This is a genomic window from Thermotoga sp. Cell2 (assembly GCF_000789375.1).
GTDB classification, from domain to species: domain Bacteria; phylum Thermotogota; class Thermotogae; order Thermotogales; family Thermotogaceae; genus Thermotoga; species Thermotoga petrophila.
In genome coordinates, this window is sequence record NZ_CP003409.1 from 1,341,638 (window position 1) to 1,359,137 (window position 17,500).

14 protein-coding genes and 1 pseudogene are annotated in these 17,500 nt (G+C 46.7%); 2 read left to right on the forward strand and 13 right to left on the reverse strand.

The window, feature by feature from the left end; translation table 11 throughout:
* The 13 genes and pseudogenes from CELL2_RS06960 to CELL2_RS07020 all read right to left on the reverse strand — a co-directional run bounded on the left by CELL2_RS06960 (position 1) and on the right by CELL2_RS07020 (position 15,339).
* Entirely contained in the window at positions 1–1,212 is a 1,212-nt protein-coding gene (locus tag CELL2_RS06960; RefSeq protein ID WP_029683701.1) for an NAD(P)/FAD-dependent oxidoreductase, read from the reverse strand.
* Positions 1,209–2,648 carry an NAD(P)/FAD-dependent oxidoreductase gene (locus tag CELL2_RS06965; RefSeq protein WP_038034506.1) on the reverse strand — a complete coding sequence of 480 codons (1,440 nt, stop codon included), beginning with the start codon at positions 2,646–2,648 and terminating at the stop codon, positions 1,209–1,211. Before CELL2_RS06965 ends, CELL2_RS06960 begins: the two co-directional genes overlap by 4 nt.
* 136 nt (positions 2,649–2,784) lie before the next feature.
* The gene (locus CELL2_RS06970; RefSeq protein ID WP_241208640.1) at positions 2,785–3,285 is read right to left on the reverse strand and encodes a glycerol-3-phosphate responsive antiterminator; all 501 of its coding nucleotides are present in this window, start codon (positions 3,283–3,285) and stop codon (positions 2,785–2,787) included.
* Complete coding sequence (glpK, locus tag CELL2_RS06975) at positions 3,270–4,760, reverse strand: glycerol kinase GlpK (protein ID WP_012896469.1); 1,491 nt, start codon at positions 4,758–4,760, stop codon at positions 3,270–3,272. The genes CELL2_RS06970 and glpK overlap by 16 nt, the downstream gene beginning before the upstream one ends.
* A gap of 32 nt (positions 4,761–4,792) precedes the next feature.
* Positions 4,793–5,497 carry an MIP/aquaporin family protein gene (locus tag CELL2_RS06980; RefSeq protein WP_038034503.1) on the reverse strand — a complete coding sequence of 235 codons (705 nt, stop codon included), beginning with the start codon at positions 5,495–5,497 and terminating at the stop codon, positions 4,793–4,795.
* Between the two features lie 193 nt (positions 5,498–5,690).
* Positions 5,691–7,390: pseudogene (locus tag CELL2_RS06985) on the reverse strand (methyl-accepting chemotaxis protein).
* Positions 7,391–7,498: 108 nt separating this feature from the next.
* Entirely contained in the window at positions 7,499–8,113 is a 615-nt protein-coding gene (locus CELL2_RS06990) for a redox-sensing transcriptional repressor Rex (protein WP_011943839.1), read from the reverse strand.
* Positions 8,106–10,043, reverse strand: a complete 1,938-nt coding sequence (locus CELL2_RS06995; protein ID WP_011943840.1) for a [Fe-Fe] hydrogenase large subunit C-terminal domain-containing protein — start codon at positions 10,041–10,043, stop codon at positions 8,106–8,108. The genes CELL2_RS06990 and CELL2_RS06995 overlap by 8 nt, the downstream gene beginning before the upstream one ends.
* Positions 10,044–10,056: 13 nt before the next feature.
* On the reverse strand, positions 10,057–11,937 hold the full coding sequence (locus CELL2_RS07000) for an NADH-ubiquinone oxidoreductase-F iron-sulfur binding region domain-containing protein (RefSeq protein ID WP_038037342.1): 1,881 nt from the start codon (positions 11,935–11,937) through the stop codon (positions 10,057–10,059).
* Positions 11,930–12,415 (reverse strand): NADH-quinone oxidoreductase subunit NuoE, encoded by a 486-nt coding sequence (nuoE, locus tag CELL2_RS07005; RefSeq protein WP_011943842.1) that lies wholly within the window; start codon positions 12,413–12,415, stop codon positions 11,930–11,932. Before nuoE ends, CELL2_RS07000 begins: the two co-directional genes overlap by 8 nt.
* 12 nt (positions 12,416–12,427) lie before the next feature.
* Complete coding sequence (locus tag CELL2_RS07010) at positions 12,428–13,567, reverse strand: SpoIIE family protein phosphatase (protein ID WP_029683704.1); 1,140 nt, start codon at positions 13,565–13,567, stop codon at positions 12,428–12,430.
* A complete protein-coding gene (locus tag CELL2_RS07015) occupies positions 13,554–15,119 on the reverse strand; it encodes a [Fe-Fe] hydrogenase large subunit C-terminal domain-containing protein (RefSeq protein ID WP_011943844.1) in 1,566 nt (521 codons plus the stop codon). Before CELL2_RS07015 ends, CELL2_RS07010 begins: the two co-directional genes overlap by 14 nt.
* Positions 15,112–15,339 carry an NAD(P)H-dependent oxidoreductase subunit E gene (locus CELL2_RS07020; protein ID WP_012896473.1) on the reverse strand — a complete coding sequence of 76 codons (228 nt, stop codon included), beginning with the start codon at positions 15,337–15,339 and terminating at the stop codon, positions 15,112–15,114. The genes CELL2_RS07015 and CELL2_RS07020 overlap by 8 nt, the downstream gene beginning before the upstream one ends.
* A 267-nt stretch (positions 15,340–15,606) precedes the next feature.
* Here CELL2_RS07020 and CELL2_RS07025 point away from each other — a divergent pair, with 267 nt between their 5' ends.
* Positions 15,607–16,755: an inositol-3-phosphate synthase gene (locus tag CELL2_RS07025; RefSeq protein WP_038034497.1), complete on the forward strand. Its 1,149-nt coding sequence runs from the start codon at positions 15,607–15,609 to the stop codon at positions 16,753–16,755.
* A 40-nt stretch (positions 16,756–16,795) separates the two neighbouring features.
* Positions 16,796–17,500: a sugar phosphate nucleotidyltransferase gene (locus CELL2_RS07030; protein ID WP_241208641.1), complete on the forward strand. Its 705-nt coding sequence runs from the start codon at positions 16,796–16,798 to the stop codon at positions 17,498–17,500.

The following is a 17,500-nucleotide window of genomic DNA, read 5'->3' on the forward strand; positions in this document are numbered from 1 at the left end:
TCAATTCACCTCCTCGACGGACACCACGATTTCATCGAGCCCTTCAAGATCCCTGTCGGAAATTTTCACCCTCAGCATCTCACTTGGCACGAGATCCTCGAATTCCCTTGCGAACCTTCCAACTACAAGTCTTCCCTTCTCCATGGGTTTCTTCACTCTCAGGTAGAGAGTGAGAGGTTCTTCAGGGGTGTACCAGATCGGATGAACCACCATCACGTTTTTTCCGGGTTTCACGGGAATCTTTTCTTGCGGGATCTCGCCTTTCACGAACTTTGCGGCGTACCGTCCCGCCGTCTCACCCTCGTAGCTCACGTAATCCACCAGATCGAAGATCACTGTACAGTTTCCAGCGGAAAAGATCCAGTCTCTAGAGGTCTGGCCTATATTTGAAACTCCCACACCTCTGGAGGTCGGATTTTTCACCACCAGGTTTTCTATCAATTCCACCTGAGGAATGAGTCCAACGGACAAAACCAGCGTGTCCACTTTGAACACTCTCTCCGTTCCCGGAATGGGTCTGAACTGTTCATCCAGTTTTGCGACCACGACTTCTTCCAATCTTTCTCTTCCTCTCACCTCAACGACTGTGCTGGAGAGGAACAGAGGTATGTTGTAGTCCTCAAGACACTGTATCACGTTCCTGAGGAGGCCTCCCGCGTACGGCAGACGCTCCACAACACCGACGACTTCCATTCCCTCGAGGGTGAGCCTTCTTGCCATGATGAGACCTATATCTCCGGAGCCCAGTATGAGGGCACGTTTTCCGGGGAGTCTGTTTTCTATGTTGATGAGTCTCTGGGCAACACCGGCTGTGAAGATACCGGAGGGCCTGTCTCCCGGGATCATGAGACTACCAAAAGGTCTTTCCCTGGCACCTGTCGCGTAGACGAGCGCTCCCACTTCTACTTCCTCTATGCCTTGTTCAGTGACGAGGATCACCCTTCTGTCCTCAACACGTTTCACATAAGCGTTCGTCAGCGCTCTTATTCCAATCTTTTCCATCTTTTCCTGGAATCTTTCAGCGTACTCCGGTCCTGTGAGTTCCTGCCTGAAATAGTGAAGACCAAAACCGTTGTGTATACACTGGTTCAATATTCCTCCGGTTCTTTCGTCTCTCTCGACGAGGAGAACTTCTGCCCCTTCTTCTTTTGCTTTCAACGCCGCCGCCATTCCGGCAGCTCCGGCTCCTATCACCATCACATCGACCCTCATTTTCTCACCTTCCCGTTAACAACCCAGCTGTTCTCCGATTTCATCTTTATTTCCGACATATCCACACCGAGTTCTCTCTCCAGAATCTTGAGAATTCGAGCCATGCAGAAGCCCCCCTGACATCTCCCGAACATCGCTCTTGTTCTGAACTTCACACCGTCGAGTGTCCTTGCTCCTCTTCTTATGGCTTCTACTATTTCTTTCTCTGTCACTTCGTTGCAGAAGCAAACGAGTCTTCCCGCACGTGGATCTCTTTCTATTTCCCTTCTCCACTCTTCAAGAGGAAGTTCCGAATAGTGAACGATTCTCTTTCTTTCTGGTTTGAAGTCTTTTTTCTTCTCAAGAGGAATTCTCATTTTTTCCTGGATCAACTCTTCAACAACGTACTTTGCCACCGCCGGCGCTGCTGTGAGACCAGGAGATCTTGTTGCCATAACGTTCACGAAGTTCTTCACCGTCTCGCTCACTTTTATGAAGAAGTCTTTTTGTGGACTTTCCGGTCTCAGCCCTGAGAAGGTTTTCACCACGAGGGAGAAATCGAGGGAAGGTACGAGTTTTTTTGTGAATTCTCGAACTTTTTCGAGACCTTCTCTGGTGGTTATGGGTCTGTCCTTCATCTCTTCGGGAAGGTCCTCGGCAGTTGGTCCCAGAAGGATTCCACCATCGACTGTGGGAAGAACGAGTATCCCTTTCGAGACCTTAGTGGGTGTGGGGAATATGACCCTTTTGACCAGACCCTGAAGTTTCTTATCAAGGAGAATGTATTCGCCTTTTCTCGGATGCAGGGGAACGTACTCTGCACCGGCCAACTTTGCTATCTCGTCTGCGTGGAGCCCAGCGCAGTTTATCACGATATCCGCTTCGTATTCACCTTTGCTGGTGTGAACTTTCTTCACTCGACCGTTGACTTTCTCAAAGCCAACGACGCTTTCTCCAAGAACGAGTTTCAATCCGTTCTGGACGGCGTTTTCCACGGCTGCTATGGCAACCATCCATGGTTCTGTGATGCCAGCAGTGGGAGCGTAGAGGGCATATTTGACCTCTGGGTTCAGATTCGGCTCCATGGAAAGAACTTCGTCTCTTTCCAGGATGGTCAAACCTGGAACGCCGTTTTCTTCGCCCTGTTTTAGGAGACGTTCGAGTTCTTTCAATTCCTCATCGTTGAACGCCACTACGAAAGATCCAATTCTTTTGAAATCAAAATCCAGCTCTTTCGAGAGGTCTTCGTACATTGCATTGCCTGACGCGCAAAACTGTGCACGAACGCTTTCAGGTGGATCGTCGTAACCAGCGTGAACGACAGCGGAATTCGCCTTTGTCACACCCCAGCCCACGCCCAGATTTCTCTCTATGAGGGTCACTTCTAGGTCGTACTTCGTTAACTCTCGCGCTATCAGAGAACCAAACACTCCGCCACCTATGACGACAGCCTTCATCGTTTGCACCTCCTTAAACAAAAAGAGCCATACCCCACTCTCGTGGGATATGGCTCTCTCTTTTCTCTCTCCTTCAAGAATTATATTATCTTCCATAGATCTTTGCAACTCGTTGATATTGCTTTTGCTCCTGCTTCTAAAGCAGCAAAAACCTGCTCTTTTTCCTTATCAACCCTCCCGCTATTATGTCTCCAGAATACCGTTTCGTTATCTCCTTGATGAACTCTGGAACTATACCGGGAAGAATTTCTAGAAAATCTGGCTCTAAGTCTTCTGCCTGAGCCAATCCACTTTCTAAAGCACCGGAATCTACCAAGAATACTCTTTGAATAATTCTCATACCCAGTTTTCTGGCTATTTTCAAAAGATGAATGTGTGTAGAAATTATACCGTCGACACCTACAATTTCTCTTAAAAATTCAAGTGAACACCTGTCTAATGAAAGCCCCTTTACGAGATCCACGTGAACGAAAACTTCTTTTTTTCCGTTCTTGAGTTTGTAGACTATTTCTTCGATGTTCATCACAGTTCCTGTTAACAAAAATATCACTTCAGAAGGTGATTCTAAGGCTTCTTCAATATCCTTTTCTGCCCTGACAGCTGGAATTACAGGATACAAGTTCATCGTTTTTCCCATCCAAGGGATCTCGACACTGCCTCTTTCCATTTTGAATACAGCCTCTCTCTTTCCTCGGAATTCATAGAGGGTTCAAATCTTCTGTCGAGTTGCCAGAGAGAAGCTATCTCTTCTTGATCTTTCCAGTACCCAACCGCGAGTCCTGCAAGGTAAGCAGCTCCAAGGGCTGTTGTTTCGTTCACAACAGGTCTTTCCACAGGGATTCCAAGGATATCAGCCTGAAACTGCATCAGAAAGTTGTTCACAACGGCTCCACCATCGACCCGGAGGGTTTCCACCTTTATATCGCTGTCTTTTTCCATGACTTCTACCACATCTCTTGTCTGATAGGCGATCGACTCAAGAACGGCCCTCACTATATGCTCTCTGGTGGTACCTCTGGTTATGCCTATGATCAAGCCTCGAGCGTACATGTCCCAGTAGGGAGCACCGAGTCCGACGAACGCGGGAACGAAGAACACCCCTCCGTTGTCTGGCACTTTTGTGGCGAGTTCTTCGGTTTCTGCGGCGTTTGAGATGATCCTCAGACCATCCCTTAGCCATTGCACAGCGGCGCCAGTAATAAATATGCTGCCTTCAAGGGCATAGTAAACCTTCCCGTTTATTCCCCACGCGATGGTTGTGAGAAGACCGGATTTTGATTCAAATGCTTTCTCTCCGGTGTTCATGAGGAGGAAACATCCTGTTCCGTAAGTGTTTTTCAACATGCCTGGCTGGAAGCAGGCTTGCCCAAACAGTGCCGCCTGTTGATCCCCTGCGTCTCCAGCTATAGGTATTTCCACTCCGAAGATATCCTTTGCTGTGTAACCGTACACGTGACTCGACGGCATCACCTGTGGAAGCATCGCCCTCGGTATGTTTAGAAGTTCCAGTATTTCATCGTCCCAGTCGAGTTTGTGGATGTTGAAGATCATAGTTCTGGAAGCGTTCGAATAGTCCGTGACGTGAACCCTTCCACCTGTGAGATTCCATATGAGCCAGGTGTCAACTGTTCCAAAGAGTACTTCTCCTTTCTCTGCCTTTTCTCTCACACCTTCGACGTTGTCTAGAATCCACTTGATTTTTGTTCCAGAAAAGTACGCATCAATGACAAGGCCTGTTCTTTCTCGAATGAACTCTGAGTATCCTTTTTCCTTCAGCTCATCACAGATGGGGGCGGTTCTTCTGCACTGCCAGACTATGGCGTTGTAGACAGGTTTCCCGGTGTTTTTGTCCCAGACGATGGTGGTTTCCCTCTGATTTGTGATACCTATGGCAGCGATGTCTTGTGGTTTTATCCCTGCCTCTTCGATGGCCTTCTTTGCCACTTCGATCTGTGATTCCCAAATTTCCATGGGATCATGCTCTACCCACCCCGGTTTTGGATAGATCTGTCTGAATTCTTTGTTGACTTTCGATACCACGTTTCCTTTTTCATCGAAAACGATCGCTCTGGAGCTCGTTGTACCTTGATCAAGAGAGAGAACATATTTCATGAAGACCCCCTCCTTTTGCGATAAGATTAGTATCAGAATAACCAGTTATAAAGGCTGGCACCAAGAATGCCTCCAATTATAGGACCTATTATTGGGACCCACGAGTAACTCCAATCCGAGTCTCTTTTTCCAGGGATAGGAAGGATAGCGTGTGCCAATCGTGGTCCAAAGTCTCTGGCAGGATTTATTGCATAACCTGTTGGACCACCTAGTGAAAGTCCAATACTCCACACAAGGAAACCCACTAACAGTGGATTCAAACCATCTGCAAGTTTGTTGGCTCCGATTCCGAGAACACCCATGAGTAGCACCATTGTTCCAATGATTTCTGTCAAAAGGTTTGCTCCATATTTTCTGATAGCAGGTCCTGTACAGAAAACGCCTAATTTTGCATCAGAATCATCTGTCTCTTTCCAGTGAGGGAGATACGTGAGGTATACTAATATTGCACCAACGAAAGCACCAAGAATTTGCGAGAAGATATAACCAGGAACTTTTGACCATGGAAATTGACCAATGAACGCTAATCCGATGGTTACAGCAGGATTAATGTGAGCACCGCTGATTCTTCCAACTAGGTAAACCGACATAGCAACAGCTAGACCCCAACCTGTAGTGATCACAATCCAGCCAGAGTTGTGTCCCTTTGATTTCTTTAATACTACGTTTGCTACCACACCATCTCCTAAGATAATGAGAAGCATTGTACCAAGAAATTCGGCCAAGTACACGGACATTTATGTAAATATTTAACCCCCCAGCAGTATCCATTAACGGATACACACTGGGGGGTCTCTTTTTCTCTAAACCCCAATAATTTACTTTTTGTTATGTTCCGATGTGAATTATAACAAACCTTTTGTTTTATGTCAATATAGTCACAAAAATCACAATGTAGTTTCATCTTACCGTGGAGGTTGTTATTTTCTGTTAAATTTTAAATCTTTCCACGTCTTCTTTCAATTCATCGGAGAGTCTCTTCAGTTCTGTTCCGATGTCTGCTATTCTCTTTGCTGCTTTCTCCTGTTCTGTTATGTTTTTGGACACTTCTTCCACTTCGTCTGCTACCGTTGTGGTTGTTTTTGCAACCGCATCGAGCGCACTGCTCATCTCTTCGGAGGCTGCGCTGAGTTCTTGTGCGCTCGCAGCGATTCCTTCGATTCTCGCGGCGAGGTCTTCTATTCTGGTCACGATCTGGTTGAAGCTTTCGTAGGATTCTTCGACCAGTCTCCTGGCATCTTTCGTGATCTCCACATTTTTCTTCGACATCTCGTTGGTTCTTTCAACACCTTCTCTGATGTTTTCGAGTATCTGGCTGATCTCTTCTGTGGCTTTCTGACTCTCTTCAGCGAGTTTTCTGATCTCATCGGCAACCACCGCAAATCCTCTTCCCGCTTCTCCTGCTCTTGCTGCCTCTATAGCCGCGTTCAGTGCTAGGAGGTTCGTCTGCTCTGCGATACTCTGGATGGTTCTTACGATCTCCTCGATGTTTCTTGCGCTCTCCGTCACACTCGAAACGACATCGGCTGTTTCTCTGGAATTCTCTGAGACGTCTTCCACCTTTTTGACCGCCTCTTCGAGGACCCTCTGACCGTTCCTCGCGAAATCTGCTATGTTGTCCGCGTTTTCTGAGATCTCCTGGATGAGTTTAGAGATATTCTGAGAGTTGGCAGAAACCTCTTCGGAACCTGATGTGACTTCCTCTATGGACGCGGAAGCGTTCTGAACCTCTTTGCTGATCGTCTCAGAAGCTCTCGCTATCTCTTCAAGGGCACTGCGAAGCTGCTGGGAGAGGGCAAAAAGCTCCTCAGAAACTCTCTCCACCTCGTCTTGAGATTTATCGATCTCCTGAACCATCTTTCTGAGATTTCCAACGGTTTCGTTTAATTTCTGTGCTATGAGACCGAACTCATCCTTCGATTTTATATCAACGGAGACAGACAGATCTCCACTCGATATCTTCTCGAGGGCAACCAAAACGGCTTTTGTCTTTCTCGAAAGCACTCTTCCATAGAAGAAGACCGCTATTATCACTGCGATTCCTATTACTAGAATTACTATCACATCTTCAAATATGAGATTTCCAACTGCTACTTTCACATCATCCACGTATATTCCAGTTCCGACGATCCATCCCCAGGGTTCGAAGAGTTTCACGTAAGAGACCTTGGGTTCTGGTTTGTCGCTTCCTGCTTTGGGCCAAGAATAAGAGACGAACCCTTCTCCTTTTTCTTTCGCTACTTTCACCATTTCGTTGAACAGGTACACACCGTTCGGGTCCTTGTAGTTGCTCAGATCCTGACCGTTCAATTCTGGTTTGATTGGATGAAACACCATCCTGGGATGGGTGTCGTTGATCCAGAAGTAGTTGTTGTCGTCGTACCTGATCTTTCCTATCAGTGATTTTGCCAGTTCCTGCGCCTGTTCTCTTGTGAGCTCTCCTTTTTGCTCCATTTCGTAGGCTCTCTCCAGAATACCGTACACGGATTCAACCAGATGTTTTACTTCTTCTTTTTCCTTTCCATGATCGAGTTGAAAACGGTCGTGTTCAAAAGAACGTACTGTGTCACAAAAAACGCCAGAACAACCACCACGCCGATTACCAGAACTTTAGAGGCGATACTTCTCATGTCTGAAACCTCCTTGTTGAAATGTTTTTGAAAATTAACTTAGCACTGGAATTATAACATAATGAAAAAAGGGGCTGAACGCCCCTTTTTTTCTTTTCGAGACGTTTTTCACTTCTTCAGAAGATGTTTTATTGTGAGAAGAGACTGAGTTAGGTCTTCGTCCACGACTATGGCACCTTCTGGAAGGTCGAGATGAACTCCCGTGAAGTTCCATACGGCTTTTATTCCCTTTTCGATGAGAAATCTGGCTGTAGCCTGCGCTCTGTCCTTTGACACGCACAGTGCGGCTATCTCCGCATCGAACCTTCTGATGACTCTTTCCAGAACGTCCAGTTCTCTGACAGCGAATTCTCCTATGAACTTTCCCACGTTTTCCTTCTCTGTATCGAACACGGCTACGACTTTCACACCGGCTTTCGAAAAGTCCAGGCTCAACAAAGCCCTTGCGAGGTCATTTGCTCCAACGATGATCATGTTAGTGGTGTTGTTCACTCCGAAGAGATCGTCGAGTTCTTTTCTGAGTTCTTCCACATCGTAGCCGACCCTGGGCTTTCCCTGACATTTGAGATAGGAAAAGTCTTTCCTCACGAGGTCCGGGTTTATTTCGAGGAATCTTGCGATCTCATCAGAGGAGATGTAAGGTTTTTTTGTCGCTTCCAGAACTTTTCGGTACATCTTCAACCTTTCAAAGGTAGATCTTGGAAGATGTATCATCTCAGCCATTTTTCGAAAGCTCCTCCAGCACCTTCTCAAAAGTGGCACCACCTATGATTTTATCATCCACGATCACGTTCGGAGAAGCCCCGCAGTTTTCCACACAGAACGTTCCCAGCACTTCTATTTTTCCTTCCCTATCGTTCTCTTTGACGTAATCAACGAGCTTTTTCAGTATTTCGTAAGATCCTTTCGTGTAACAGGAGGTTCCAAGACAGACTTTCACCGTTCTCTTTTCACCGTTTGGAACGGGAAGTATTTCCACATCTTTTTCCGGGTATCTTCTCCTCGGTCGGTAGGTGGTGTGGAGAATCTCATGTCTTGTGTGTTCGTCTTTCAGATCTTCTTCGTAGAGTTTCATGAGGAAGAGGTTTTCCACGGGTGTGAGGAGAGATTTTATTCCCATGGTGTCTCTTAGCACTTTTGCCCTGTGTTCTCTGATTCTGGAATCGTTCGGGTAAGGCTGTCCTCCTCCACCCACACATCCGTAGTTACAGGCCATTACTTCGATAATCTCCACGTCTTTTCTTTCTTCGAGGAACTTCTTCACCTTACCAAGACCGTATATGACGGCTCCTTTGAAAGACGTACCATCTTTGAGTGTAACTTCCGCTACCCTGATGCCATCTTCTGGAGATTTCACGTCGACTTTTTCTATGCCGATTTCCTCGTTCAACACAGAAAGAACACAGGAGAAGACCCCACCGGCTTTTCCAAAACCGAGACCCGCCTGCGAAGACACTCCGTAAGGTCTGTCGAACGGCTGGGGTTCTATTCTGTTTATGTCTATTCTGCTCATCTTGATGAGTTGAGCAAGTTCTCTTGTTGTGAGGACAATGTCAACGATTCCTTTGTGTTCTTCTCTTTCTGCTTCGAACTTTTTAGCGGTACACGGCATGAACGAAACGAGGAAGATCTTTTCTTCAGGAACACCGAGTTTTCTTGCGTAGATCTTCTTTATCACCGTGCCAAGTGCCTGTTGAGGTGATTTCACGCTCGAGAGATTCTGAAGGTACTGAGGATAGGTGTGCTCAGCGTGCTTCACCCACGCAGGACAGCATGAGGTGAACTGTGGAAGTCTTTCTCCTTTTTTGAGTCTTTCGTAGAACTCGTGGGCTTCTTCGTAGGCGACAAGATCTGCTCCGAACGACACATCGAAAACTCTATCGAAGCCTATCGTTTTCAGGAAAGAGACGAGTTTTTCCGCCATTGCGACGTCTTCGTCTATTCCAAACTCTTCCTGAATCGCAGCTCTCACCGCGGGTGCGATCATTCCTATCACGATCTTGTCGCTTTCAAGAGCTTCAATCAACTTGTCTATATCGTTTCTGATGCTCAGAGCTCCCGTTGGACAGTATGCTACACACTGTCCGCAGAGCACACACTCTGTCTCTATGAGGGGAGTATTAAAAGCGGTCGTCACGACGCTTTCAAAACCGCGCTTGGCGAACTCGATAACACCGACTCCCTGGATCTCTTCACACACGCGAACACAGTCACCGCAGAGGATACACTTGGATGTATCTCTCACTACCGGAGCGGATTCGTCCCTGACGTGTTCTTTCTTGAGAGCTTCGAATCTGATCTTTCTTATGCCGAAGTCTTCAGCGTACTTCTGAAGTTTACAGCTTCCGTTTCTATCGCAGGTGGTACAGTCTCTGTTGTGAGTTGCAAGGATGAGTTCGAGGATGTTCCTTCTCATTTCGTATATTTCGGGGGTGTTCGTTTTTACCTTCATACCTTCGTAAGGTTTCAGGGTACAGGAAGTGGTGATCTGACCGTCGATCTCCACAAGACACATTCTACAGGCTCCATATATAGAAGCCTCCGAAAGATAACACAGATTCGGAATCTCTATCCCCACGTTCTTCAGCGCTTCAAGGAGGTTACGCTCGTTGTCATTTATGATAACTTCTTTTCCATCAACGTAAATTTTCATTTTTCTTCCCTCCTCAGACAAGCTCTATGGCTTTGAACGGACATTTACTCGCACAGAGACCGCACTTGACACACTTCTCCTGATTTATCGTGTACGGTTTTCCTCTTTCTCCGGTTATGGCGTTCTGTGGACAGGATCTGGCACAGAGTCCACAGCCTTTACAGATATCCGGGTTGATGACGTATTTCTTGAACGCCGTACACATTCCGCTTGGACATTCTCCTTCGATGTGTGCAATGTACTCCTCTCTGAAGAGCTTCAGGGTACTGAGAATGGGGTTGGGAGCGGTCTTTCCGAGCCCACAGAGAGAAGCGGTCTTTATTGTTTTTGAGAGGTGTTCGAGAGCTTTGAGATCCTCGTATGTAGCTTTTCCGTGGGTGAACTTTTCCAATATGTTGTACGCCTGCATGGTGCCTTCCCTGCACGGCACGCACTTTCCACAGGATTCCCTCTTGGTGAAATCGAGGAAGAACCTTGCAACCTCTACCATACACGTTTTCTTTGTAATCACGACTATTCCACCGGATCCTACCATCGCATCAGCTTTCTTCAGTGTGTCGTAATCGAGGGGCATGTCGATGAAATCTTCGGAAAGACACGCTCCGGACGGTCCTCCAATCTGAACCGCTTTGAACTCTTCTCCTTCAACGAATCCTCCACATATGTTGTAGATGATATCTCTCAAGGTGGTGCCGAATTCAACTTCGATGATACCGGTGGCTTTGAGGGGACCGGCAACGGAGAACATCTTGGTTCCCGGTGAGTTTTCCGTTCCGCGTTTTCTGTAGTTTTCCACACCGTCTCTGAGTATTCTTGGTATGTTCGCGTATGTTTCCACGTTGTTTATGAGGGTGGGTTTACCCCAGAGACCGGATTGAGCCGGGAACGGTGGCTTTGGTCTGGGCATACCTCTTTTCCCTTCTATGGAAGCGAGCAGTGCTGTTTCTTCACCGCAGACGAACGCGCCGGCACCTTCCTTCACCTCGAGGTCGAAAGAGAATCCAGTACCGAGTATGTTTTCCCCAAGAAGACCGAGTTTTCTGGCATCTTCTATGGCTTTTTTGAACATTTTGACTGCGAACGGATACTCAGCCCTTATGTAAGCGTAGCCTTTCTGCGCACCAACCGCGTAACCCGCTATTATCATTCCCTCGAGAACGAGATGGGGGTCTCTCTCGAGGAGGGTTCTGTTCATGAACGCTCCGGGATCTCCTTCGTCACCGTTGCAGACGACGAATTTTATATCACCCTGCGCTTTTCTGGTGAATTCCCATTTGGGACCTGTTGGAAATCCTCCTCCACCTCTTCCTCTGAGACCGGATGCCTTCACCGTTTCTATGATTTCTTCCGGTGTCATTGAAGTGAGGGCTTTGACGAGAGACTCGTATCCACCCCGTGCGATGTAGTCTTCTATACTGTCACACTCGGACTCACCTATGGCTTCCATGATGTAGAAATCCTGGTTTTTGAAAAGCGTGGTGTCCTCTATTCTGGGAACCTTTTCTCCCGTGAGGGGATCCGTCAGAAAGAGTCTTTCTATGGGCTCACCCTTGAGGACGGTTCTGTCCACGATCTCCGGGACATCTTCGGGTACAACATTTGAATAGAAGAACCTGTAGGGCATGATCTTCACGAGGGGACCGGAAGAACACCTTCCACAGCACCCTGTTCTGTTCAACGTGACTTTGTCATCATCGATCTTTTCCAGCGTGACCTGTCCGAGGAGGTTTCTCTTTTTGAGCTCTTCTTCGAAAGCGCTGTAAACTTTGAGAGCACCTTTCGCAGTACAACCAGTTCCGACGCAGACGTATATAGAGACACCGTTCAGTTTTTTCTCTCTCAGGGTTTTCAGTTTGTTTGCGTACTGGACGAACTCTTTCGCGTTCTTAAACATTGGCGCTCTCCCTCTCTTTCTCTTTTATTTTTCTCAGGATTTCTTTCACCTTATCGGCCGTGAGGTTTCCATAGACCTCACCGTTTATCACCATGACCGGTGCGAGCGCGCAGGCTCCGAGGCATCCAACCTGATCGAGACTGAACATGAGATCTTCCGTGACGTTTCCAGGAGTGAGACCCGTTTCTTCTTCGATTGCTTTGAGTACTTCTGGAGATCCTGCCATGTGACAGGCAGTCCCATCGCACACCATGATCGCGTACTTTCCTTTTGGTTTCAGAGAGAACTGAGCGTAAAAAGTCGCCACTCCGTAGATCTTTGCGGGAGGAATTCCCATAGCGGTGCTCACGTAGTTGATCACATCCTCCGGAAGGTACCTGTAGATCTCCTGGATCTCGAGGAGGATCTTTATCAGATTCTCTCTCTTGTAACCGTATTTCTTCAAAATTTCTTCGACCTTTTCGAAGTGTCTTTCCAACGCCAACACCTCCTAACAGTATTGAACGTTCACTATTTTTCCCCTTTCTCGAAGGATCTGAGCGATATCCTTGACCAGTCTGAACTTCAAAGAGATATCGTGGCTGAACAGAGGATTCTGATGAGCCGGGTTTATTGCCCTTCCAACGAAGAAGTTGATTTCATCGGCCTCCAGAAGACTTTTGACGATGAATTTTGCACCGTACCCCAGTTCGTCCGATTGCCCTTCGAGGTATCTGAACACCTGAGTCAGGGTGACGATTCCTTCCGTCATGAGATCGATCCCTTCCATGTATCCAACAGGCGGAGAGTTTTCCGAGAGGGTGTACAGATCGATCTCAACTTTCTTTCCTGTAACCCTTTCAAAGATCTGACCTGTTGTTCCTCCGCAAACGATCTTTTTCCCAGGAAGGCTGAGAAACGCCTTCACGTACTCTTCGTCTTTTTTTCTGTCCTCAGGTGGTCCGACGAACAGATTCAGAATGCGTTTTTCTCGGAAATTCAAGCAAGCAACGAGTGTATCATCCCCTCTCACTTCTTGGTCCAGTTTTTCTGCGAGCTTTACAAAGTGCCTGACGATGTTTTCGGGAGAAACGTGGTTTTTCAGAAGATGCTTCATCTCTTTTTCTATGTTTTCCACACCGAAACCCAGTGGAAAAAGATCCGTTCCCATTCCCGCCTGAGAGAGTCCATCCGTTGCCAGAAAGAGTAGAGTTCCAGCTTCAGGTTGAAACTGCCATACGAACACTTTTTTTCCTTCTATCTCGAGTTCCAGCTTCTCAGGAAAGACCCTTCTTTCTCCTTTGAACAGCATCACAACCGGAAACTCGTATTCGACGACGGTGCAGGTATTGTTTTTGAAGTCGCACACCACGGAGCACAAATTGGAGTAGCTGATTTTTCTTACTCTGCAAATGGGGAGTGTCGCGAGGATCGTTCTGAACACATCTGCTACAGGAAGACCTTTTATCAGCATCGTGGAGGCTATGGTTGATGTGAGAGTTGAGAGAATACTCGCTTTTATCCCGCTTCCCAGTCCGTCGGAAATGCTGACCACTATTTTTTCACTTTCTCTCTTGACTTTTATCGAGTCTCCACACACCTCTTCGCCTTTTTTGTTCTTCGAGGCAAAAAAGACATCACAGGTCAGCATTTTCTCCCTCCATGAACCTCTTCAGCTCCATGAAACTGCTCTTGGTTTCCGCGATGGATTCACCGAGTATCCCAGCAATTTCTTGAGCGATTCTCATTTGTTTGTTCAGCATTTCTTCGACCTTTCTGAGTGTTTCCTTTTTTACCTTGTCGAGCTCTTCGTCTTTCAGTTTTTCCTGCGTAATATCCACTAGCATGATGACTTCTTCTCCATCCTCGAGAGAAAATTCCTTCACAAAGAAGAATCTCTTCCCTTCGATGTTGAGAGTTTCTCCCACAGAGCCCTTCGCACATTCCAGGATCCCAGGATCCTTCTGGATCAGTTCCCCAGCTACCCTGTTTCTGTAGATCACTTTTTCGTCTTTCAAAACGAATACAGCGTTTGGAGATTCTTCAACGACTCTGTAACTGGAAGATTTGACCAGATCAAGCAGGTACACAAAGCACATCTCCTTTTCCGCTTTTCCAAGGACCACGGCCCTGGCTTTTTCACGGCACGAATCGTATCCACACGCACCGCAGTTCAACTCTTTGGACGGATCGTCTTTTCCTATGGACACGAGAACCTTTTTTATTTCCTCTTCTGGAACTTCCACGTTCCTGGACTTGTTTCTGTAGCTCCTGAAGGTATCGATCTTGAGGTGATTCACCTTCGGTTCTTTTGGGAGTTTCTTCTGCCATTCAAGAAGCCTTTCTTTTCCGTTGCTTTTTTTCTTCATCACAGGTCCGTTCAAACAGCTGCCGTAGCATGCGGAAGCCTCTATGAAAACACTTTTGTATTCATCTATCCTGGAAAAGACTCTCATCAGGTTTTCGATACCTTCAACCACGAGCTTTTTTTCCCATGGGACAGAAACGGTGTAGCCTATACCGTCCGTTGTCGGATAAAACCGAGCCCTGTCTGGATACGGACCGTCCGGAAGAGCTTCTTTTCCTTCTCTTTCTTCGAGGATCTCCTCGAGTTCTTCGAAGGTGAGTGCAACGTCAACGAGGTCGCTTTCGGATTTCTTTGCTATGCATGGTCCAACAAACACAATTGGGAAGTCACCGTATCGTGTCTTCAAAAACTTCGCGTGCGCCATCAGAGGAGAATCAACAGGTGCAAAATATTTCAAAACATTAGGAAAATGTTTCTCAGCGAGATTAACAACCACGGGACAGGCAGTTGTTATGAGGGGACCAGGGTGTTTTTCAAAGACCTCTTCGTACCTTCTGGAAACGATCTCCGCACCCACGGCTGTTTCCTGAACAACCACAGCACCCATCTCTTTCAAAATACCGATAACTCTCAGAGGATTTTCAAAGTAAGCGAAAAACGACGGTGCTATGGAAACAAGAAACGGTCTGGACAAACTCAGAAATCTTCCAACGTCTTTCCGATAGCTTCTTGCATTCTGAGGACAGATATCTAAACATAACCCGCAAAAAACACATTCTTCTTCTAAAACTGTTGATTTTCCCGATTTGAAAGATATGGCTTTAACAGGACAGTTTCTCAAGCACTTGTAGCAGTATCTGCAATCCGTTTCTCTCGAGAATATGAGTTCAGCCATTTTGAAGCACCCTCTTTAGAATTTCCTCAGCATTTTCAGGAGTTACTCTGCTGAACAGTTGTCCATCGATTTCAACGCAGACTCCCTGAGAGCAGTTTCCGAAACACAATGAACCGTACAGCTTGAAGTTGTATTTCTTTTGAAGCTCTTGAAATCTCCTGACAACCTCGTAAGATCCCTTCAAATGACAAGAACTCCCCATACATACTCTCACAATCATGTCCATCGTTCCTTTCAAATCGTGAACCTTTTCACGTTATATTTTTCACTATTTTTCAGGAGAAGTCAAGGGAGTGATATATGTTGTTACCTACTTCACAAGTTTTGTAAACAAACTGATTCACTAAAAAGAAAACTATTGGTAAAGCATTTGAAATATATGACTGTAAAAACGTGATATAATAGACTTGGCTTTTAATCTAATCCCTCCATACAATGTTTTTCTTCCAGATAAAATCCGCGAATAAAAGTTAAGGAGGTGAAACGCATGGTCAAGGTCCTGATCCTCGGACAGGGCTACGTTGCCAGTACATTTGTTGCTGGACTTGAAAAGCTCAGGAAAGGGGAAATAGAACCTTACGGAGTGCCCCTTGCAAGGGAACTTCCCATCGACTTTAAAGACATCAAGATTGTGGGAAGCTACGACGTGGACAGAGCGAAGATTGGAAAGAAACTGAGCGAAGTGGTGAAGCAGTACTGGAACGATGTTGACTCGCTGACGAGTGATCCTGAGATTCGCAAAGGAGTACACCTTGGAAGCGTGAGGAACCTCCCCATCGAAGCTGAAGGTCTCGAAGACAGCATGACTCTGAAGGAAGCGGTTGACACTCTTGTCAAGGAATGGACAGAACTCGATCCCGATGTGATCGTGAACACCTGTACCGCGGAGGCTTTCATACCCTTCGGGAACAAAGAAGATCTTCTGAAAGCTATCGAAAACAACGACAAAGAGAGACTCACTGCAACTCAGGTGTACGCTTACGCGGCGGCTCTGTACGCGAACAAGCGTGGAGGGGCGGCTTTTGTGAACGTTATTCCGACCTTCATAGCGAACGACCCGGCTTTCGTTGAGCTCGCGAAAGAGAACAACCTCGTCGTTTTCGGAGACGACGGTGCTACCGGTGCCACACCGTTCACAGCGGACGTTCTCAGCCATCTTGCCCAGAGAAACAGGTACGTCAAAGATGTTGCGCAGTTCAACATAGGAGGAAACATGGACTTTCTAGCGCTCACAGACGATGGAAAGAACAAGAGTAAAGAATTCACCAAGTCCAGTATAGTGAAGGACATTCTCGGTTACGATGCACCGCATTACATAAAACCTACAGGGTATCTTGAACCACTTGGAGATAAAAAGTTCATAGCCATTCACATCGAGTACATGAGTTTCAACGGTGCTACAGATGAGCTCATGATAAACGGAAGAATAAACGACAGCCCGGCTCTTGGAGGTCTCCTTGTTGACCTTGTGAGACTCGGAAAGATCGCACTCGACAGGAAGGAGTTCGGAACGGTCTACCCAGTGAACGCCTTCTACATGAAAAACCCGGGACCGGCGGAAGAAAAGAACATCCCAAGAATCATCGCTTACGAGAAGATGAGAATCTGGGCGGGATTGAAACCGAAGTGGCTGTGAGGGGCTTGAGCCCCTCATTTCTTTTCGTGGAGGTGGTTCTGTGAGAGAGGCCGTTGTGCTGGCTTCCGGAGCTGGAAAAAGACTCAGATCGGTTACCGGAGATGTTCCGAAGGTCTTTTACAGGTTCGACGGTTGTGAGCTCGTAAAATATCCGATGATCTCCCTGATGAAAAACGGTGTTGAAAGATTCGTTCTTGTCGTCTCAGAGGGCTATAGAGATCTCGGAGAGAAGGTTCTGAATGATCTGGGTGTCGAGGGGATTGTCGTTGAGAACAAAAAGGTGGAACTCGGCAACGCGTATTCTTTCTTCCTGAGTGAACCTTACGTGGAGAGCGAAAAATTTTTCCTCTCGTGTGGTGATTCTCTCTTTCCACCTGAGGCACTGAAAAGTGCTTTCAGTGAGGATGAATTCCATATAAAACTCGGTGTGAGTAAGAGAAGTGACCTGATAGACCCTGAAGAGGCGAGTAAAGTATTAGTAAATGAAGATCGGATTGTTAAAATCGGAAAGAGAATCGATGAGTACAACTATTTCGACACGGGTGTTTTTGTGATGACGAAAAAGGTTTACAGCCTCAAGGAGAGTTTTTCATGGACTGAGGAAATTTCTCTGTATCATGTGCTGCAGAAGGCAGTTGACACAGGAATGCTCGTTAAAGTGTTCGATTTTGGAAATGCTCTGTGGACAGAAATAGACTCTCCCGAGGATTTGAATGAAAAGGTTTATGAGTTGATGAAAAAATAA